Raw genomic sequence first — 20,817 nt, 5'->3', positions numbered from 1 at the left:
GATGGATAGTAAAAACATGACTGCCAAAAGACCACATCTTTATAGAGCCTATTATGATTGGTTTTTAGAAAATGATTTAACTCCCTATTTAGTTGTTAATGCTACTTTTAGTGAAGTAGTTGTTCCTAGTGAATTTATTAATGATGGTAAAATTATTCTTAACATTTCGCCAGATGCACTATTCAATTATCACTTTCAAAAAGAATCAATATCCTTTAGTGCTACTTTTAAAGGAGTTCATGAGAATCTATATATTCCTTTTTCAGCTATTGAAGCAATGTATGCCAGAGAAAATGGCGAAGGGATAATATTCGAAAAAGAAGATTATTATGAAAGTAATGATTTTAAACATCATGAAACTAATGTGAGTGATAAGCCAGTTAGAAAAAAACCTAAATTATCAATAGTTACATAAAAAACAGACAAAAGTCTGTTTTTTTTATTAATCTTTATTAAAGAAAGTCACTATTTTATTAATTCCACTAACTTTTTGAATAGAATCAATAATCTGTTTTCTTTTATTTTGGGAAACTGTCCCAATCAAAAAAACAGTACTGTCATAAGCAGAAAAATTAAGCGTGTTGTTCGAAATAAAGCCATCAGCTAGTAATGAAGTATTAATTTTTAAGACCAAATAATTATCATTTGAAATTTGTTGGAAGCTAAGAGGACGCCCTTGCGTCGAGTTATCAAAGACTTGTTTAATATTTGGTAAACTTTTTAATTTGAAGATAAGACTATCTGTTGAATAATTTTGAGGGAAGTGGCCAAATAATAATACATTGCCATTGAGAACACTTGAATGAAGATCTGTTTGAGCTGTTTTATTTTCCTGATCTAAAATTTTTGAGATATTTATTTGGCTTTTTTTATCGCTCCAATAGGATGTTTGAGTTTGATTATTTGTACAACCAAATAACATAAAAATCAATAATATTATAGATATTCTCATTAAAGTATTAGTCCTTATGAATTGGAAATAACTGTTGTTCAACTAATTCAATAATGCAGTTTAATGCAAATAACTGCATCTCTTTAACTCTTACAATATTTTGAGATGGAATTCGTATTTCTAAATCTTGTTCTCCAAGCAATCCTGCAACAACACCACCGTCATTACCTGTTAATGCAATGATTTTTAAATCTTTTTTTAATGCTGCAGCAACAGCATTTGATATTGCGTTTGTATTACCATCAGAGCAGATAGCAATGAGAATATCTTCTTTATTTGCAATAGCTTTAACTTGTTGAGAAAATATTTCATCTAAACCATAATTAAATGCAATATTGGTTAAGTTAACAACGTCAGATGACAGTGCGATTGATGGAAGGCTAGGCCTTTCTGTATTAAAGGACGAATTTAATAATGCAGAAAAGTCTATTGCATTTGATGTTGAAACACCAGCACCACAGGAAATTATTTTACCTCCTTGTAATAGACTAGAAACAATTAGAGTGGTCGCTTTGGCTATTTCATTAGGTAAAGTTTCCGCTGCCGTGATTTGTATTTGAATACTTTCTTTAAATTTTTCGTTGATATAATCAATCATTATTATCACTTTTTTATTGTTTAATAATTTGACCAGATCGCACTTGTCCCCAACTATATTGAGTTTCAATATTGCAATCATTTCCTAAAGATAACTTGCCCGTTGCGCCATTGATTTGTATATATGGGTTTAATTTCATTTCTTGTATGGCACTGATTAAACTGAATGAATCAAATCCAAGGGCACTTACTCTGAGATCATTAATATTATTTACTGGGTAATCAGACGGTTTTGCTCCAGGCATTAAAATAGACAAATCAATGAATTTTACATTTTGAAGATCTTTAAGTTCTGACTGAGATGAATTTAATATATTTGTTGAACTATTAGAGTAAATTTGAGGTTGATTTATTCCAGCTGGCAAATAGAGCTCTATGTATGCTTTCGTCAACAATAATTGACTTTTATTTCCTATAAAAAACACAGAATCAGGTGTATTAGTTTTGCCCTTGAAAAGTGCTTTTAACTTGGATTGAATTTGATTATTTCCCTTAATCTTCAATACTATAGGCGAAAAGTTACTCACTTTTAACCATGAGTTTTTAAATGCTTGAGCTGAACGGTAACCGAAGTTTGTGTCTGGAACGATTACTATTGGCCTAAATTTATTTTCTTTAAACATTTTTTGTGCAACTTGTGCAGCTTGTTTTTCAGGGGAAAGTGTAAAAGTACATAATGATGTATTATTTTTAGGCTCCTTTGAGGTATTTAATAAAATGGTTGGGATAGAAACACTATTGCTTTTCACTAACTTTGAAACATTATCTTTTTGTAAAGGTCCCACTAAAACATCAATATTTTGGTTTTGTATAATGCTAGGCAACTGAGAAACAGGGATTTTATTTGAATCAATTGTGTTAATTTGATAAGTATTATTTAATGAAGTACTTTGTTTATATTTAAAGCCACTTAATATGTCTTGCCCTTGTCTAGAATACTTTCCTGATAAAGGCAGATATAATAATATATTTTGAGCGCCACCATCATTATAGTTAGATATAGTATTTATATTCTCTGGAATAACATTAAGTAATGAAGGGTTGTCTACTTTCCACTGATTAATTTTAGTTTGAAGGACTTCAAAATTATCTGCATATTCTTTTTGAATTAACGCTAAATTTATCCAAGGTGACAAATCCGATTGATATACGTTGTTATGCGAATTAGTTAAGGAAAAAATGTCGGCGTAATGAAGAATTTCAAGTACTTTATTCCAGTTCTTCTTTTTTTGGGAGGTGTCATCAATAAATGAGTTAGCACTAGCTAAATTATTTGCGGATTTAATATAGTTTTTATTTTGAAAATTAACTTTACTTAGTTGATTATAATAAACGATCTTGTCATTCTGCGATAAATTAGACTCATCTATTTGGCTTAATGCATCAGAGGCTATTTTGAAGTTTTGTTCTTTAATTGCTGCTTGAGAGGCCAGAAGTAAAGTTGAGTTTTTTTTCTTTCCAGATAATGACTTCGCTTGATTGATGTAGAAACTTGAAGACTTGAGATTGACTGCTTTTGGTACGTCTTGTTGAACTTTATTACTTGAACATCCATTTAAATTAAATAATAAAAAGACAAAAAAAGGTAGAACAAAAAAATTAAACATCCTAATTGACATAATTTTTTCCATAAATAGATAATTTTATTATATTATATATTATTATGAAACGTGAATATACACAAATGACAGATATTAATAATCAAACAACAGGTAAATTATTTATAGTACCAACGCCGATTGGTAACCTTGGTGATATAACAAATAGGGCACTGACAGTTCTTAAAAATGTGGATTTAATTATAGCCGAAGATACAAGAGTAACTAAATACTTATTATCTAACTACAGTATTAAAAAAGACGTGATTTCTTTTCATAATTATAATGAAAAAGATAAAACTAAATTAATTATAGATAAGTTGAAACAAGAGATAAATATTGCTTTGGTGTCTGATGCAGGTACTCCTTTGATAAATGATCCCGGGTATTTTTTAGTATCTGAATGTAAAAAAGTTAACATTGATGTGGTTCCTTTACCTGGACCTTGTGCATTAATCACCGCTTTATCTGGCTCTGGTATGACAACTGACAAGTTTTCTTTTTTAGGCTTTTTTCCACAAAAAAAAATAAATAGAACTAAGATTTTAAATGAAATTGCTCAATGTCCATTTACGACGATTTTTTACGAATCTCCACATAGAATTATGAATACAGTAACAGATATTCATAATGTTTTAGACGGCGAACGTTATATTGTCTTGGCTCGTGAGCTGACCAAAAAGTTTGAAAGCATTAAACGTTTAAAGTCTAAGGATGTAATAAATTGGTTGAATAGTGATGAAAATAATAAAAAAGGTGAATTTGTTTTATTAATTGAGGGATATCAAGGCAAGGAAGATGATAATTTTGACATACCCGATAGAGTAAAAAGAACTTTTAATATTTTAAAGTCTCAATGTTCACTCAAACAAGCTGTTAATTTAACTGCGGAAATTCATGAAATAAAAAAAAACAATTTATATAAGTGGGCATTAAGTATTAACAATAAAATATAGATTAAATCATTTTTTGTTTGTATAATTGATTTAGAGTTTTAAAAGATGATCGCTGCCTGATTAATTCAGGGGGAGGAAAGTCCGGGCTCTACAGGGCAAAGTGCCAGATAACGTCTGGGGAGCGTGAGCTTACGACAAGTGCAACAGAAAATATACCGCCGACAGGTAAGGGTGAAATGGTGCGGTAAGAGCGCACCGCATAATTAGTAATAATTATGGCATTGTAAACTCCACTTAGAGCAAGACCAAATAGGCTTCTTACATATGGCCCATATTTGAAGCGGGTAGGTTGCTTGAACTAATAAGTGATTATTAGTCTAGATGAATGATCATCACCATTTCTTAATGGTACAAAACCCGGCTTATTGTTAAAACTCTCAAACTCGCCCATTTCAAATGGGCTTTTTTTTATTAATGAAAGATACACTATGGATTCTGAAATAAACATTACACAACCCACCCACGTTTCAGTTTTACTAAACGAGTCGATCAATGGTTTAGCTATTGAACCTAATGGAGTTTATATTGATGGAACCTTTGGTAGAGGTGGCCACTCAAAAAAAATTCTTGAAAAACTTAATGCTAATGGACGATTAATTGCAATTGATAGAGACCCATCTGCTATAAAATATGCAAGGGAAAATATTAAAGACAATAGATTTGAAATAGAGCAAGGTGATTTTTCAAATCTAAAATATTTTGTTAATGAAAGAGGGTTAACCGGAGAAATTGACGGTATTTTGTTAGATTTAGGAGTTTCTTCTCCTCAGTTAGACAATGCTGAGAGAGGTTTTAGTTTTTCAAAAGATGGTCCTTTAGATATGAGAATGAATTCTAATTCAGGAATGACTCTAAAAGAGTGGCTTTCAGTTGCCTCAATTGAAGAGATTTTTTATGTATTGAAAAATTATGGAGAAGAAAAGTTTGCTTACCGAATTGCTAAAGCAATAGTTGCTTATCGGGAATCTGATGAAACACCTGAACTCGAAAATACTCTTCAGCTTGCTCAGATCATTGAGTTGGCTACTCCTAAAAAAGATAAAAATAAACATCCGGCTACTAGAAGCTTCCAAGCGTTTCGTATATATATAAATAATGAACTTGAAGAAATAAAAAAAGTATTAAATGATAGTATAGATGTTTTGAAGAAAGGGGGGAGACTATCAGTTATTAGTTTTCATTCTTTAGAGGATAGAATTGTTAAGCAATTCATTAGGGAAAAATCTAGACGAAAAGCGTTACCAAAAGGTTTACCTTTAACTGATGATGAGGTGAATTCCATGACAAGTAAGCCACTAATAAAAGCATTATCTAAAGCGATAAAACCATCAGATGAAGAGATATTATCTAATATCCGCTCAAGAAGCTCAATATTAAGGATTGCTGAGAAATTATGAAATTAAAAAAAAATCAAACGGAGCAACCCAATTTATTAATTCATATTTTTAATGACTTTATCAAATGTTTTAAAGTTGAGGTTATGATATTATTTTTAATTTTTTGTACTGCTATTGCAATTGTACTAGTTACAGATGCTTCCAGAAACTTAGTTACAGTTAATGATGTTTTATCAGAAAAACGTGAAAAATTAAAAGAAGAGTGGGTTAATCAGAATATTGAATATAGTGTATTAACAGAAAGTAGTAGAATCGAAAATTTTGCAGAAAATAAGTTAAATATGAAAAGGCCAAATACACAAATGGAAGTTATTGTACAAAAAAATGAAAAAGATAAATAATTCTCAAAAAAAGAAAAAAAAGATCGTAATAACTTGGAGATTTCAGTTAATTTGTTTCACAGTATTTGTGATTTTTTTAGCAATATTGTCTCAGGTTGCTTACCTTCAATTAATTGAATCTCCAGAGCTCATTGAGCAGGGTAACTTGAGGTCTTTAAGGATTGAAAAAATATACTCTGATCGCGGTGCTATTTATGATCGAAATGGAGTTCTATTAGCCGTAAGTGTTCAAGCTAAAACTATTGTTGCAGATCCAAAAAAAATTTTTTCTTCTGACAGTCTAAACAAACAAAAAAAATATTGGGATGCTTTTTTCAACGTATTACATCTTAATAGAAATAAATTTGAAAAAAAATTAAATGCTAATAAAAATAAACGGTTCATGTATGTTGCACGTCAAGTAACATCCGATGTTGGACGATATATACAAAAATTAAAATTAGATGGAATTTATCTAAAACAAACTTCCAAGAGATACTATCCATCTGCAGAAATTGCTTCTCAATTAATAGGAGTAACTGGAATTGATGGACATGGTCTTGAGGGCATCGAAAAAAAATATGATAAATGGTTGACAGGGCATCCAGGAAGTAAAACTTACCGTAAAGATGGTAATGGTAATATTATTGAGAATATATCATTAAAGGATAATCAACCTGGAAAACCAATTCAATTAAGCATTGATCAGAGAATTCAAACTGCCGCCTATAAAGCAGCGAAACAGTATCAATTAGATTACGACTGTGACTCAGTTCAAGTAGTCATGGTTGATGTTAAAACTGGAGAAATTTTAGCATTGGTATCTAGCCCAAGCTTTAACCCAAATAATCGAAATGATTTTCAAAGTTACCGAATGCAAAATAAAGCGATAACTGATATTGTTGAACCTGGTTCAACGATCAAACCATTTACTATTTTAGCTGCTTTAAAGTCGCATGTGGCGACTACAAAAACATTAGTTCACATTCCCTCTAGAACCTGGAGAATTGATGGCTCTACTATTACAGATACTGAAACAATGGATAAATATTCGAGCTTAAAAGAAATTCTCATGAGATCTAGTAACATAGGATCAGCAAAACTAGCTCTTGCAACTCCTGTTAAGAATATTTTGATGATGGAGAGTGATTTTGGTTTGGGTAAAAAAACAAATTTAGAATTAGATGGTGAAGCTTCAGGTACTTTACATTTATCGAGAAAAAACTGGAATACTGTGGATAAGTCAAGGTTAGGTTTTGGTTATGGTGTAAGTTTTACCGCTATACAGTTAGCTAAAGCTTATGCTGCTTTAGGGAATCATGGTGTTGTAAATAATCTGTCACTTTTAAAGTTGAAAGATAAAACGAAAGGTAAAAGAGTCGTGGATCGCAAAGATGTTGATAGTGTTCTTAATATGTTAGAGGCTGCAACAAATGCTGCTGAAGGTGGGGGAGTTTTTAGAGCGGATGTTAAAGGATATCGAATTGGTGCTAAAACAGGTACAGCTCTTGTTGTAGATGGTAGTGATGGGCGTTATGGTAATAATTACAATGTGTTAACGGCAGGATTAGCTCCGATGAGTAACCCACAGCTTGCTTTAGTTGTTGTTGTGCGAGACCCGAAGGGTGACAGTTATTATGCTAGCCAAGTGGCTGCACCACTATTTTCTGAAGTCATGAAAGATGCATTACAAATCTTGAATATACCACCAGACCAAAATTAATAAAGGATTAGTTCAGTGAATACAACTCAAGTTGATTTTAAATTATTAATTGAACCTTGGATCAAAATTAATAAATCTTATCTAATTAAGGGGTTAACAATAAATAGTCAGGATGTTAAGAAAGACTTTTTATTTATAGCAATTAATGGTGAAAAACACACATCAAACGATTTTATTAAAGATGCTATCAAAAATGGAGCAACTTGTATTTTGAAGGAAACTAATAGTGACCTTGAAGATAGAAGCATTGAGTATAGTGACAATTGTCTTGTGGTTAAAATAAAAAACCTAAAAAATATACTCTCTGATATTGGAGGGCGCTTTTATAATTATCCGAGTAAAAATCACCGTATTATTGGTGTAACAGGAACTAATGGTAAAACATCAATTACTCACATAATTGCGCAGTGGTTGGACTTGTTAGGTCAAAAATCTACTATTATGGGTACTAATGGTTCTGGTGAATTGAATAATTTGAAACCGAGTATAAATACTACTGGAAATCCAATAAGTATCCAAAAAAATATACACGATTTTGTTACGATTGGCTCTAAAATTACAGCTATGGAAGTGTCATCACATGGTTTAGTGCAGCATAGAGTTAAAAATATAAATTTTGATGTTGGAATTTTTACTAATTTAAGTAGAGATCATCTGGATTACCATAAAACAATGGAAAGTTATGAGAAAAGTAAGTTCCTCTTTTTTAGTACTCATAATGTTAAAAATATGGTATTAAATTATGATGATTTAGTGGGTCAAAAATGGAGTAAAAAACTTAATGATTGTTTTCTTATTTCAATAAAAAATTATGATTTATCATCTTTAACTAAAAATTATATTTATGTAAAAAATATACGATATGTTGGGCAAAAAACACTACTTATTTGTGCCTCACATTTAACTGAATTTGAAATTGAAATTAATTTACTTGGATCATTTAATATTACTAATGTACTTTTAAGCTTAGCATCTCTTTTATTGCTTGGCTTTAAGCTTGATGATTTGATAAATACAGCAGAAAAGTTGGTCTCCGTTGAAGGGAGAATGGAAATTTTTCATAATTATGACAATCCGACCGTAGTTGTTGATTATGCTCACACTCCTGATGCCCTACATAAAGCATTGAGCAGTCTTTCCTTAAAAAAAGGTAAGATTTGGTGTGTATTCGGTTGTGGTGGAGATCGTGATCGAGGAAAAAGAGTAGAAATGGGACGTATTGCAGATAATTTATCAGATAAATTGATTTTGACAAATGACAACCCAAGAACGGAAGATCCTAAATTAATTTTAGATGATATTATGAGCGGGATTAAAGATAAAACAAATCTTCATGTTATACCGGATAGAGGAAAAGCTATTCAATATGCAATAGATAAAGCAGATCAAAATGATATTATTATGGTTGCTGGAAAAGGACATGAAAACTATCAAATTATTGGAGATAAAAAAATAGTTTTCTCAGATAGAGATGAAGTAAAAAAAGCTTTAGGGTTAAAAAATGATACCAATTCAATTAAGTGAAATAAATAATGTTTTAAAAGGTAATCTTTATGGTAAATCACATTTAATAGATGCTGTTACAATTGATTCAAGGAATGTCAAAAAAATTCGTTGTTTATAGCCATCCAAGGAGATAATTTTGATGGGCATGATTTTTGTTCTCAGGCTATAAAAAATGGTGCAGTTGCTTTAATTGTAAAGCAAAAACTAGATTTAAATATTCCTCAAATAGTTGTTGATTCAACTTCGCACGCCCTGAGTGCAATTGGTGCTTATATAAAATCATTATCAAATGCAAAAACAATTGCTTTGACAGGAAGTTGTGGAAAAACAACCGTTAAGGAAATGATAGCCTCAGTTTTATCTAGTTTAGGTTCTATTAATATGACTATGGGAAACTTAAATAATCATTATGGTGTGCCATTAACACTGTTAAATACAAATATTGAAAATAAGTACCAAGTTATTGAATTAGGAGCCAATCATCAAGGTGAGATTAAAGATAATATTAAACTAGTTCAACCTGATATTGCTTTGGTCAATAATTTAACAGCAGCACACCTTCAGGGTTTTGGTTCTATGGAAGGAGTTGCCAAAGCAAAAGGCGAAATATTTTCTGGATTAAAAAGCAAAATCGGGACATGTATTATTAATTTAGATAGTTTCAGTGAAAAATGGATTGAAGATAACTCTGATAAAAAAATAGTTTTTTTTAGTTTAAATAAAAAGAAAAAATCAAATTTTTTTGCAAAAAATATTAAACAATCTAGTGAAAGTAGTAGTTTTGTTTGTCAAACAAGTTACGGAGATGAGTTTGAAGTAGTACTTAATATTCCAGGTATACATAATATTCAGAATGCTTTAGCTGCTATAAGCTGTTGTTATCAATTAGGAGTTAATACTAAAATGATAAGTGAAGGATTAGCAAAAATTAGCAGTGTTGATAAGCGTTTGGAAGTCCTAAAAAAATCTGACATGATTACAGTTATAAATGATTCATATAATGCGAGTTATGGTTCTGTTATTTCGGCAATAGATGTTTTAAATGGTTTTTCTGGTAGGAAAGTTTTTGTTTTTGCTGATATGGCCGAACTTGGAAAATATAGTGAAGAATTTCATAATAAAATAGCTATAAATAAGTCGATGAAAAACTTTGAAGTTTTCACTTTAGGTAAGTACTCAAAACAAATTTCAGATACAAATAATGGTAAGCATTTTTTTGACAAGAAGCTTTTAGAAAATGAATTGCTATCAACAATAAAAGATAAAACAGAACCCCTTACAATTTTAATTAAAGGTTCTCGTGGATTTACAATGGAAACAATAACTAAAACATTAATGGAGAGCTAAATGTTTTTATGGCTTGCAAGTTTACTTCATGAAAAATATACCTTTTTAAGGTTATTTGAATATCTAACTTTTAGATCAATAATGTGTATATTCACATCATTATTATTATCCTTGTTTATTGGACCGAAATTAATAAGAAGATTACAATTACTTCAGGTTGGACAAATAGTACGTCATGACGGGCCTGAATCACATTATGAAAAAAAAGGTACTCCGACAATGGGAGGTGCTTTGATCATTTTTTCTGTTACATTTTCAATTTTATTATGGGCTAATCTGACAAATTATTATGTTTGGGTGTTTTTATTTGTTTTTTTGGGTTTTGGACTAATTGGATTTATTGATGATTATAAGAAAGTTGTCAAGAAAACCTCAGATGGCTTGATTGCAAGATGGAAATATTTTTGGCAATCATTCCTAGCATTGTTAGTTGCTTTTTTTCTGTATTATATGGGTCATAACTCAAGTGCAACAGAATTGGTAATCCCATTTTTTAAAGATGTAATGCCTCAATTAGGCTTATTTTATATCTTATTATCTTATTTTGTAATAGTCGGAACAAGTAATGCAGTTAATTTAACAGATGGTTTGGACGGCCTTGCTATAATGCCTACAGTGATGGTAGCAAGTGGTTTAGGCTTACTTGCATATTTAACTAGTAATATAAATTATGCCGATTATCTTCACATTCCTTATGTTGAAAAAGCAAATGAACTTGTCATTGCATGTACAGCGATCGTTGGTGCAGGATTGGGCTTTCTTTGGTTTAATACATATCCAGCACAGGTTTTTATGGGTGACTTAGGATCACTTGCTCTTGGGGCTGCTCTAGGAATTATAGCTATTTTAGTTCGTCAAGAATTTCTGTTAGTCATTATGGGCGGAGTGTTTGTAATGGAAACAGTCTCTGTTATTTTACAAGTGGGTTCATTTAAAATGAGAGGACGAAGGGTATTCAAAATGGCTCCTATTCATCACCATTATGAACTTAAAGGTTGGCCAGAGCCTAGGGTCATTGTGAGATTTTGGATTATTACGTTTTTGTTAGTTTTATTAGCATTAATTACTTTAAAAATAAGATAAAAGTTTATGACCTTACATAATAAAATTAATAAAAATTTAAGAGTAGCTGTTTGTGGATTGGGAAAGACAGGCATTTCTGTTATTAAATTTATATTAGAAAACAAATTGCCTTGGAAAATTGAAGCCTATGATAGTAAGGAAGTTGTTGATGTTTATCAATTTGATAATTATATAAACGTATCTTTTGAGGGTTTCGATGATAGTAATGTATTAAAATGTGATTTGATTATTGTAAGTCCTGGTATAAACATTAATAGAGGTGTTTTCTTAGAAGCAAAAAAAAATAATATTGACATAATTGGTGATATTGAATTATTTTCATATTTTACAGATAAACCTGTAATTGCTATAACTGGTTCAAACGGTAAAAGTACAGTCACACAGCTTACGGGTGATGTTTTAAAAGCAGCATCACTTAAAGTTGGTATAGGCGGTAACATTGGTATTCCAGCTTTATCTCTTTTAGACCATGACTATGAGCTCTATGTTTTAGAGTTATCTAGTTATCAACTAGAAACAATAGAAAACTTAAAAACTAAAATATCGGTTTTCTTAAATCTTTCAGAAGATCATATAGAACGATATGCTTCATTTTATGAATATAAAATGGCCAAACAAAAATATTTACCAAAAGCAAACTATGTATTTATAATCAAGATGATATAAATACTTGGCCTTGCTCTATTGAACCTAACCAAAAATGTGTAAGTTTTGATAAAAATAAAAAAGACGGCTTTCATTTAAGTTTTTGTGATGGAAACCTAAATAATAAAGACGTAAGCTTTATTATAAAGACAAATTTTTATTTTCAAGTAATGAAATTAAGTTAAAAGGTTTCCACAACTATTTAAATATATTAGTGGTTCTTAACATCATTAATGCAATGTCTGTTTCATTAAATAAGTGTATTAGTACTATAAAAAATTTCCTGGTTTACCACATAGGTTTCAGTATATCAAAACGGAAAGATGTTTATGTATTAATGATTCCAAATCAACAAACGCTGCAAGTACTTTTGAAGCTATTAAAGCCCTGAAGGAAAATGATGCTCAACTTCATTTGATTTTAGGAGGTATTTATAAAGGTGATGATTTTAGTCAAGTAGTAAATGAGTGTTCCAAAGAAAAAATTAAAGTTTATTCTTTTGGTAAAGATGGAGCTTACTTTTCTAAGTTATTTGATTGCACATATTATCGAGACTTAAATGCCTTAATAAAAAACCTTGTTTCAATTGTGTCCAAGACAGATATAATATTGTTTTCTCCAGGATGTGCTAGTTTTGATCAATTTAAAAACTTTGAAGAAAGAGGAAATAATTTTATTGAACTCATTGAACATAAACTAAATTTTAAAGGATGTTAATTTGTTGCAAAAATTTTTTTTAAATACTGTTCCTAAAAAAAAAACTAGTTCAAATAATTTAGTATTATATGATAGACAGTTGGTATGGTTATCTATTTTACTTATGGCAGTTGGTTTGATTATCGTTTCATCTGCATCAGAACCAGTATCAATGAAATTGTTTGATGAGCCTTTCTACTTTACAATTCATCAGGGTTCATTTGCATTGTTGGCTTTATTATTGTCCTTTTTTATTTTAAATATACCTATGTATTGGTGGCACCAGATAAGTGGCATAGTTCTTCTGGTTGCTTTGTTTTTATTACTTGTTGTAATTTTTGTTGGTAGTACAGTTAATGGTGCATCTCGCTGGATACCTTTGGGAGTTTTTAATTTTCAACCAGCGGAGTTCGCTAAATTATCGTTGTTTTTGTTTTTGTCAGGTTATTTGGTGCGCAGACATGAGCAAGTACAGGAAAGCTTTTATGGTTTTTTAAAGCCCCTAATAGTTTTGGGTGTAATGGGTATTTTGCTGTTAGCTCAGCCAGACTTTGGATCTTTTGTTGTCATGATGGTAACAACAATTGGCATGCTATTTATTGCAGGAGCAAAGCTATGGCAGTTTTTGGCTTTAATTTGTGTTGCAGTTTTATCGGTTATTTCATTAGTATTATTGGAGCCTTACAGGATGGAGCGGGTTACTGCTTTTATGGATCCATGGGCAGATCCCTTTGGAAGTGGTTATCAATTAACACAGTCACTAATGGCTTTTGGTCGAGGTGGATGGTTTGGGCAAGGGTTAGGTAATTCCGTAATTAAATTACAATATTTACCTGAAGCACACACGGACTTCATTATGTCTATTTTAGGTGAAGAGATGGGATTTGTCGGCGTACTTATAGTCTTAATCTTATTACTAACTCTTGTTATGAAAGCTATTTACATTGGTAAAAAGTCTCTAGATAAAAATATGCTTTTTAATGGATATTTGTCTTTTGGTATTGGTTTTTGGTTTGCCTTTCAAACTTTAGTAAATATCGGTGCAGCAGCTGGTATGATTCCGCCCAAAGGACTAACTTTACCGTTAATTAGCTACGGTGGGTCAAGCTTAATTATTATGTCTGTAGCTATTGCTATGCTCATTAGGATTGACCATGAAAGAAGAGTAAATTTTAAGGTGCATGGTTAAGATATGAATAAGAAAAAAATATTAATTATGGCTGGTGGAACGGGCGGACATATATTTCCCGCACTTGTAATAGCTGATGAATTATCTAAAATTGGGTGGGAAATTTTATGGTTAGGCACCCAAAATCGAATGGAATCATCAATCGTACCTCAATATGGTTATAATATTAAATTTATTAAGGTAGATGGCATAAAGGGGAATGGATTCAAAAAGTTAATTCAAGCACCTTTCATGATTTTGAGAGCTACTTTTCAAGCTCGAAAAATCATAAAAAAATTTAAACCTGACATTGCTTTGGGCATGGGTGGTTTTGTGACTGGTCCAGGAGGCGTTGCGGCAAAAACATTAAATATTCCTTTGGTTATTCATGAATCAAATGCAGTTGCCGGCATTACTAACAAATTGTTAGCTAAAATATCTAATGTTATTTTACAAGCTTTTCCAGGCACGATTAAAAATGCTGTTACTGTAGGCAATCCAATACGAACTGAAATTATCAATGCTGATTTTTCTATTGGCATTGATGATGATAAAGATCGACCTCTTAATATTTTGGTAATGGGAGGCAGTCAGGGAGCTAGAGTCATGAACGAAAGGGTTTCAAGAACACTTGATCAGTTACAAGAATTTAATATATTGCATCAATCAGGTAAAAATCAATCAGAATCAACCAAAAAAATTATATTAACCAAAAAGCAAACGTTGTAGATTTTATAGATGATGTGTCACAAGCATACAAATGGGCTGACTTAGCTATTTGTCGTTCAGGAGCTTTAACTGTTTCTGAATTGGCTGTATCAGGTTTACCAGCAATTTTTGTCCCTTACAAACATGGAGATAATCAACAAAAGTTAAACGCTAAGTATTTAGTTGAAAATAAGGTCTCATACCTAATTGAAGAGGATTCACTTTTAGAGGATAATATTAACTCTACTATATCAAGTTTGACTAGAGATAAATTATTAAGCATGTCCCAAAAGGCAAAACAACTTGGTCAAATAGACTCTACAAAAAAAATTATAAAGATTCTTAGAGAAGTAAAATGAAATGATAGAAAATAATAATTCCCTTAAAGCATTTTTCCCTGAAATGGGTAGAGTTAAAAAAATTCACTTTATTGGTATAGGTGGCTCAGGCATGAGCGGTATCGCAGAGATCTTAGTTAATGAGGGGTATGATGTTTCAGGCTCTGATATTAAAGAAACTGCAACTGTTTTAAAGTTAAAACAAAAAGGTGTAAATATTTTTATAGGCCATCAATCAGAAAATATTGATGGGGTTAGTGTAGTTGTTGTGTCATCAGCTATAAACACACGTAATCCTGAAATAATTGAAGCCAAAAAAAACAGAATACCTATAATTCGGAGAGCAGAAATGCTTGCTGAATTAATGAGGTTTAAACATGGTATAGCTGTTGCAGGTACCCATGGAAAAACAACAACAACAGCAATGCTTACACATATATATTTAACGGCAGGCTTAGATCCAACATCGGTGAACGGTGGGATAGTTAAAAATATAAACTCGAGTGCACAGCTAGGAAAGAGTAGATATTTCATAGCAGAAGCTGACGAAAGTGATGCCTCTTTTTTGCACTTGTCACCAATTGTTTCCATCATAACAAATATTGAAGAAGATCATATGGATACATACAACGGTGATATAGAAAGGCTTAAGGATGTTTTTTTAGATTTCATACATAGATTACCATTTTATGGTATAGCTGTCATATGTTTAGACGATCCAATTAATAGAGAAATATTAAAGAGAATTTCTAGAAAAGTAATCACTTATGGGTTTTCACTGAGTGCAGATTTGTGTGTTTCTAATTTTAAACAAATTAAAAACAAATCAACTTTTGATGTTGTCAAGTACGGAAAAGATCGCTTTACAATTGAATTGAATTGCCCTGGTGAGCATAATGCCTTGAATGCAGCAGCTGCAATTTCTGTTGCTCTGGAAGATAATATATCTATTAATAAAATTCAAAAAGCACTATCAACTTTCACTGGTGCAGGAAGAAGATTTGACATCTTAGGCAACTACCTTGTAAATGAAAATATTGTAAAAGTTGTCGATGATTACGGGCATCACCCAAGTGAAGTTGGTGTTACAATTAATGCTGCAAAAAAAGGGTGGCCTGATCGACGATTAGTTATGATTTTTCAACCACACCGTTACTCACGAACTAGAGATATGTTTGATGAATTTGTTGATGTTCTTGAAAAAGTTGATGTTTTGATTGTCCTTGATGTTTATGCGGCAGGTGAAGAAAAAATTATTGGTGCAGATAGTAAGTCATTGTGTCGAAGTATCAGAAATAGAGGCAAAATTGATCCAATTTTTGTAAAGGATAAATCAACTTTATGCTCTGTTATTGAAAATAAGGTAGATAACAATGATATCATTCTAACTCAAGGTGCCGGGGATGTGAGTCAAATATGTACGAGCTTGATTAATCAATGGAGAAAACTTTAATTGAAGGGGACGATTTAAAGTGTTTAAATTGATACAACGAAAGGGATTACTTTTTTATCTTAGTTCTTTGTTAATTTTGATTATCTTAGTTATTTATTTGATTTTTTCTGTATTAAAGTGGAACGAAAAAAAAATAAATACTATTACTATTACAGGACAGTTAACTCATGTATCAAAAAAAAATATAGAGCTATCAGTAAAAAAACAATTGAAAAATATTGGTTTTTTTTCCGTAAATGTGAATAAGTTAAAAGAAAATATTGAAGCTAAATATTCATGGATTTATCAGGCGCAGATTACAAAAAAATGGCCTGATATTTTAAATATTAATGTTAAAGAACAAGAGCCATATGCTATTTGGAATAGGAAATATATATTGAATGATTATGGGGAAATTTTTTCTTCAGTTGGTAAGGATAAATACATAAATCTAGTGAAACTTGATGGACCTGAAAAAAAAGAATTATTAGTTTTTAAAAAGTATAAAATATTATCATCAATTCTTAGTCATGACTCAAAACAAATGAAAATTCTCAAAGTAAATTGCTCGGAAATAAACTCCTGGGAAGTTATTTTAAATAATAAGATATTACTATATTTGGGAAGTGATGATTTAATAAAAAGATTTAGACGTTTTATAAAAATTTACCCGTACATTTTGAAACAAAACAAGCCAATAAAATATGTAGACCTAAGATATAAAAGAGGTGTTGCTGTTGGGTGGCGTTAATGGATGAAATGAAAAACAATGACAAAGTTAATTGATAAACAAATTATAGTAGGCCTAGATATTGGTACTTCGAAAATATCAGTTGTGATTGGTGAATGTATTAATGAAAATGAAATAAATATTATTGGTTTTGGTAGCTCACCATCAGCTGGAGTTGATAAAGGCGGTGTTAATGATTTGGAGTCTGTAATATTATCAGTTCAAAATGCAATAAATAAAGCTGAGGAGATGTCAGAATGTGAGATTTCTAATGTCTACCTTTCATTATCAGGTCGTCATATAGTATGTCAAACGGAAAAAGGGATGGTGCCAATTTCTGACAAAGAAGTGACACAAAAAGATGTTGAAAATGTTATACATACAGCAAGATCTGTAAAAATTAACAATGAATATAAAACGTTACATGTGATTCCACAAGAGTTTACGATTGATTTTCAACAAGGAATAAAAAACCCTGTTGGACTTTCTGGAGTTAGGATGGAAGCAACGGTTCACATGATAAATTGTCATAATGATATGGCGCAAAATTTGGTAAAAGCTGTTCAGAGATGTAATTTAAAAGTTGACGATTTAATTTTTTCAGGTTTAGCATCTAGTCATTCATCGCTTACTATGGATGAAAAAGAACTTGGCGTATGTCTGATAGATATTGGAGCCGGAACTATGGATTTGGCTATTTGGACAGGGGGTTCACTAAGGTATGCTGCTGTTATTCCTTATGCTGGTAATAATGTGACCGCTGATATTGCTTATGCTTTTGGAACACCGACAAATAATGCCGAAGAATTAAAAGTTAAGTTTGGTTGCGCACTAAGTTCAGAAGTAAATAAAGATGATAAAATCGATGTTCCAAGTGTAGGAGGTCGACCATCAAGAACACTCCATAGTAAGACACTTGCTGAAGTTATTGAACCAAGGTATATCGAGCTTTTTGGCATGATTCGAGAAAAAATTGATGAAATTCAAATAAATTTGAATTCATCAGGAACGAAGCATCATCTTGCCGCAGGGGTTGTTTTAACAGGCGGTGCTTCTAAAATAGAGGGAATTGCTGATTGCGCTGAAAGAATTTTTCAAATGCAAGCAAGAGTTGGAGTCCCTGTAGGTGTTTATGGGCTAAATGAAAAGATTGAAGCCCCCGATTATGCTACGGCTGTTGGATTATTAAAATATGCCAGAGATAATCGACATTATTTAAAGAAAAATATTGCAGAACCAAAAAAAACCTATAGTATTTTAACTAAGGTCACAAATTGGTTTCGTAAAGAATTTTAAACTAATAATTGAACGGAGATAACAAAATGTTTGAACCGATGATGGATATTTCAGATGAAGCTATCATTAAAGTTATAGGTGTAGGCGGAGGCGGAGGAAACGCTGTCGAACACATGGTAAGAGAATCTATAGAAGGTGTTGACTTTATTAGCGTTAATACTGATGCTCAGGCTTTGAAAAAAGCAACTGTTACTTCTGTTATTCAAATAGGGAGCGATATAACAAAGGGACTTGGAGCTGGTGCCAATCCTGAAGTTGGTAGGGATTCAGCTATTGAGAATAAAGAAGCGATTAAAGCTGAACTTGAAGGTGCCGATATGGTATTTATTGCAGCTGGAATGGGTGGTGGTACTGGAACAGGAGCTGCTCCTATAATTGCTGAAGTTGCTAAAGAACTTGGTATTTTAACAGTTGCGGTTGTTACGAAGCCTTTTAGCTTTGAAGGAAAAAAAAGACTAGCCTTCGCGGAAAAAGGTATAGAAGAGTTGTCAAAATATGTTGACTCTTTAATAACGATTCCAAATGAGAAATTATTAAAAGTGCTGGGTCGAGGCATTACATTACTAGATGCTTTCGCCAAAGCAAATGATGTATTGAAAAATGCTGTTCAAGGAATTGCTGAGCTTATTACTCGTCCTGGTCACATAAACGTCGATTTTGCAGATGTTAGGACTGTTATGTCAGAGATGGGCCATGCAATGATGGGTAGTGGCGTTGCTATTGGCGATGATCGAGCAGAGGAAGCTGCTGAAATGGCAATTTCATCTCCTCTTTTGGAAGACATTGATCTTGCTGGGGCTCGCGGAGTATTAGTGAATATTACGGCTGGCTTTGATATGAAACTTGATGAGTTTGAAACTGTAGGTAATACGGTTAAAGCTTTCGCCTCGGATAATGCTACTGTTGTTATAGGAACCTCTTTAGATCCAGAGATGTCAGATGAGTTGAGAGTAACTGTTGTTGCAACTGGTATTGGAGGTGAACGTAAGCCTGATATATCAATAGTTTCACGTGAAAAGGAAATAAATAGAAGCGTCGAGCCACAACAAAGTCGACCTCAATTAAATGAAACAGCGCAACGGCATATGCAGTCAACAGCTCAAAATAAAAATGAAATTAATAAAAATAAACCAGAACATGATTATCTGGATATCCCTGCATTTTTAAGAAAACAAGCTGATTAATACTCTTGCTACTTCTCCGATACTAAAATTTATCGGAGAAGTTAACAAATTCTTGCAATTATATAAAACATTGTTTAAAATAGCATTAATTTAATTGAAAAAAGGTACCCTAACATGAAGCAAAGAACTCTGGCCAACACGGTTGAAACTGTAGGTGTTGGTTTGCACTCTGGAAAAAGGGTATTGTTAAAAATGAAACCTGCCTTAGCAAATACTGGTATCATATATAAAAGAGTGGATCTTGTTCCTAATGTTGAAATAAAATTAGACGCCAATCGTGTACAAGATACAATGTTGTGCACAGCCTTAGTTGATAACGATGGCAATACAATTTCCACTATTGAACATCTTAATGCAGCCCTATTTGCAATGGGTATTGATAACGCTATTATTGAGGTTGATGCTGATGAAATACCAATTATGGATGGCAGTGCAAGTCCATTCATTTATCTCATTAAATCAGCAGGTATTCGAGAACTTTCAAATAAAAAGAAATTTTTGAAAATTAAAAAAACTATTGAAGTTAAAGATGGCGATAAATGGATAAAACTTTCTCCTTTTAATGGATTCAAAATTGATATTACAACAGATTTTGACCATCCGGAGTTAGGTGTACAAAATGTAACCCTTGATTTTAGTACAAAAAATTTCATTGATAAATTAAGTAGAGCTAGAACTTTAGGTTTTATGAGAGATTTTGAATATCTTAGATCACAAAATAAATGTCTTGGTGGTGGATTAGACTGCGCTATTGTTCTGGATGACTACAAAGTAATAAACGAAGAAGGTTTTAGGTTTGATAATGAAGTAGTCAAACATAAGGCACTTGATGCAATTGGTGATCTTTTTGTTTGTGGTTTTAATGTATTAGGTGAACTAAAGGCGTACAAACCAGGACATGGACTTAACAACTTATTGGTCAGGGAGCTCCTGTCTAATAATGAAAGTTATGAAATTATTACGTTAACCACTGATGAAGAGAAGCAAATAAAATTTTTAAATGACGCTAATTTAGCATTTGCTTAGTACCTCCCTGTTACTCATCAGTCAACACAATTTTTTTATTGATAATATGTTATTGAATTTATACAATGACATATTATTTTTTTTTTATTAACAAAAAATCTCGAGAAATAAAAGT

General features: G+C 31.7%; 19 protein-coding genes, 1 other RNA gene and 2 pseudogenes. 19 read left to right on the top strand and 3 right to left on the bottom strand.

Translation table 11 applies throughout. The features are described from left to right. Window position 1: 1 nt before the first annotated feature. Entirely contained in the window at window positions 2-415 is a 414-nt protein-coding gene (locus CF386_RS02175) for a ClpXP protease specificity-enhancing factor (protein WP_225971712.1), read from the top strand. A 27-nt stretch (window positions 416-442) separates the two neighbouring features. On the opposite strand, the gene CF386_RS02170 is transcribed toward CF386_RS02175, so the two are convergent. The 3 genes from CF386_RS02170 to CF386_RS02160 are packed head-to-tail and all read right to left on the bottom strand — an operon-like array spanning window position 443 to window position 3,168. After that, complete coding sequence (locus tag CF386_RS02170) at window positions 443-952, bottom strand: BON domain-containing protein (RefSeq protein ID WP_089072844.1); 510 nt, start codon at window positions 950-952, stop codon at window positions 443-445. A 7-nt stretch (window positions 953-959) separates the two neighbouring features. Then, window positions 960-1,550, bottom strand: a complete 591-nt coding sequence (locus tag CF386_RS02165; protein ID WP_089072843.1) for a D-sedoheptulose-7-phosphate isomerase — start codon at window positions 1,548-1,550, stop codon at window positions 960-962. Window positions 1,551-1,563: 13 nt separating this feature from the next. After that, window positions 1,564-3,168, bottom strand: a complete 1,605-nt coding sequence (locus tag CF386_RS02160) for a penicillin-binding protein activator (protein WP_158522273.1) — start codon at window positions 3,166-3,168, stop codon at window positions 1,564-1,566. A 65-nt stretch (window positions 3,169-3,233) separates the two neighbouring features. On the opposite strand from CF386_RS02160, the gene rsmI reads away from it, so the two are divergent. The 18 genes and pseudogenes from rsmI to lpxC all read left to right on the top strand — a co-directional run bounded on the left by rsmI (window position 3,234) and on the right by lpxC (window position 20,702). Continuing rightward, entirely contained in the window at window positions 3,234-4,103 is an 870-nt protein-coding gene (gene rsmI, locus CF386_RS02155) for a 16S rRNA (cytidine(1402)-2'-O)-methyltransferase (RefSeq protein WP_089073743.1), read from the top strand. Window positions 4,104-4,136: 33 nt separating this feature from the next. Beyond that, window positions 4,137-4,484, top strand: an RNA gene (rnpB, locus tag CF386_RS02150) — RNase P RNA component class A. A 65-nt stretch (window positions 4,485-4,549) separates the two neighbouring features. Continuing rightward, window positions 4,550-5,500, top strand: coding sequence for a 16S rRNA (cytosine(1402)-N(4))-methyltransferase RsmH (gene rsmH, locus CF386_RS02145; RefSeq protein ID WP_225971725.1), 951 nt, complete (start codon window positions 4,550-4,552; stop codon window positions 5,498-5,500). Then, entirely contained in the window at window positions 5,497-5,841 is a 345-nt protein-coding gene (ftsL, locus tag CF386_RS02140) for a cell division protein FtsL (RefSeq protein ID WP_089072841.1), read from the top strand. Before rsmH ends, ftsL begins: the two co-directional genes overlap by 4 nt. Further along, window positions 5,825-7,543 carry a peptidoglycan D,D-transpeptidase FtsI family protein gene (locus CF386_RS02135; RefSeq protein WP_145955006.1) on the top strand — a complete coding sequence of 573 codons (1,719 nt, stop codon included), beginning with the start codon at window positions 5,825-5,827 and terminating at the stop codon, window positions 7,541-7,543. The genes ftsL and CF386_RS02135 overlap by 17 nt, the downstream gene beginning before the upstream one ends. 15 nt (window positions 7,544-7,558) lie before the next feature. After that, a complete protein-coding gene (murE, locus tag CF386_RS02130) occupies window positions 7,559-9,067 on the top strand; it encodes a UDP-N-acetylmuramoyl-L-alanyl-D-glutamate--2,6-diaminopimelate ligase (RefSeq protein WP_158522272.1) in 1,509 nt (502 codons plus the stop codon). Window positions 9,068-9,148: 81 nt separating this feature from the next. Next, a pseudogene (locus CF386_RS02125) lies at window positions 9,149-10,396 on the top strand (UDP-N-acetylmuramoyl-tripeptide--D-alanyl-D-alanine ligase); the annotation flags it as partial. After that, window positions 10,397-11,479 (top strand): phospho-N-acetylmuramoyl-pentapeptide-transferase, encoded by a 1,083-nt coding sequence (gene mraY, locus CF386_RS02120; protein ID WP_089072837.1) that lies wholly within the window; start codon window positions 10,397-10,399, stop codon window positions 11,477-11,479. It abuts the pseudogene before it with no gap. A 6-nt stretch (window positions 11,480-11,485) separates the two neighbouring features. Beyond that, window positions 11,486-12,145, top strand: coding sequence for a Mur ligase family protein (locus tag CF386_RS02115; protein ID WP_089072836.1), 660 nt, complete (start codon window positions 11,486-11,488; stop codon window positions 12,143-12,145). Window positions 12,146-12,430: 285 nt separating this feature from the next. Further along, a pseudogene (locus CF386_RS02110) lies at window positions 12,431-12,841 on the top strand (hypothetical protein); the annotation flags it as partial. A 4-nt stretch (window positions 12,842-12,845) separates the two neighbouring features. Next, a complete protein-coding gene (gene ftsW / locus CF386_RS02105; RefSeq protein WP_225971724.1) occupies window positions 12,846-14,009 on the top strand; it encodes a cell division protein FtsW in 1,164 nt (387 codons plus the stop codon). Window positions 14,010-14,012: 3 nt separating this feature from the next. Beyond that, entirely contained in the window at window positions 14,013-14,717 is a 705-nt protein-coding gene (locus CF386_RS02100; RefSeq protein WP_264080469.1) for a UDP-N-acetylglucosamine--N-acetylmuramyl-(pentapeptide) pyrophosphoryl-undecaprenol N-acetylglucosamine transferase, read from the top strand. 14 nt (window positions 14,718-14,731) lie between these two features. Beyond that, window positions 14,732-15,055, top strand: coding sequence for a UDP-N-acetylglucosamine--N-acetylmuramyl-(pentapeptide) pyrophosphoryl-undecaprenol N-acetylglucosamine transferase (locus CF386_RS13280; RefSeq protein WP_264080468.1), 324 nt, complete (start codon window positions 14,732-14,734; stop codon window positions 15,053-15,055). Between the two features lies 1 nt (window position 15,056). Continuing rightward, window positions 15,057-16,487 carry a UDP-N-acetylmuramate--L-alanine ligase gene (murC, locus tag CF386_RS02095; RefSeq protein ID WP_089072833.1) on the top strand — a complete coding sequence of 477 codons (1,431 nt, stop codon included), beginning with the start codon at window positions 15,057-15,059 and terminating at the stop codon, window positions 16,485-16,487. Between the two features lie 19 nt (window positions 16,488-16,506). After that, window positions 16,507-17,217 (top strand): cell division protein FtsQ/DivIB, encoded by a 711-nt coding sequence (locus CF386_RS02090; RefSeq protein ID WP_089072832.1) that lies wholly within the window; start codon window positions 16,507-16,509, stop codon window positions 17,215-17,217. Window positions 17,218-17,235: 18 nt separating this feature from the next. Beyond that, window positions 17,236-18,492, top strand: coding sequence for a cell division protein FtsA (gene ftsA, locus CF386_RS02085; RefSeq protein WP_089072831.1), 1,257 nt, complete (start codon window positions 17,236-17,238; stop codon window positions 18,490-18,492). Window positions 18,493-18,518: 26 nt separating this feature from the next. Next, window positions 18,519-19,676: a cell division protein FtsZ gene (ftsZ, locus tag CF386_RS02080; RefSeq protein ID WP_089072830.1), complete on the top strand. Its 1,158-nt coding sequence runs from the start codon at window positions 18,519-18,521 to the stop codon at window positions 19,674-19,676. Window positions 19,677-19,790: 114 nt separating this feature from the next. Beyond that, the gene (gene lpxC, locus CF386_RS02075; protein WP_089072829.1) at window positions 19,791-20,702 is read left to right on the top strand and encodes a UDP-3-O-acyl-N-acetylglucosamine deacetylase; all 912 of its coding nucleotides are present in this window, start codon (window positions 19,791-19,793) and stop codon (window positions 20,700-20,702) included. The last annotated feature ends 115 nt before the right edge of the window (window positions 20,703-20,817 follow it).

Origin of the sequence: Paraphotobacterium marinum, assembly GCF_002216855.1 — a bacterium.
In the GTDB taxonomy this organism is placed as follows: domain Bacteria; phylum Pseudomonadota; class Gammaproteobacteria; order Enterobacterales; family Vibrionaceae; genus Paraphotobacterium; species Paraphotobacterium marinum.
The sequence above is the reverse complement of the archived record's forward strand: the minus strand, read 5'-3'. Positions and strand labels throughout refer to the sequence as shown.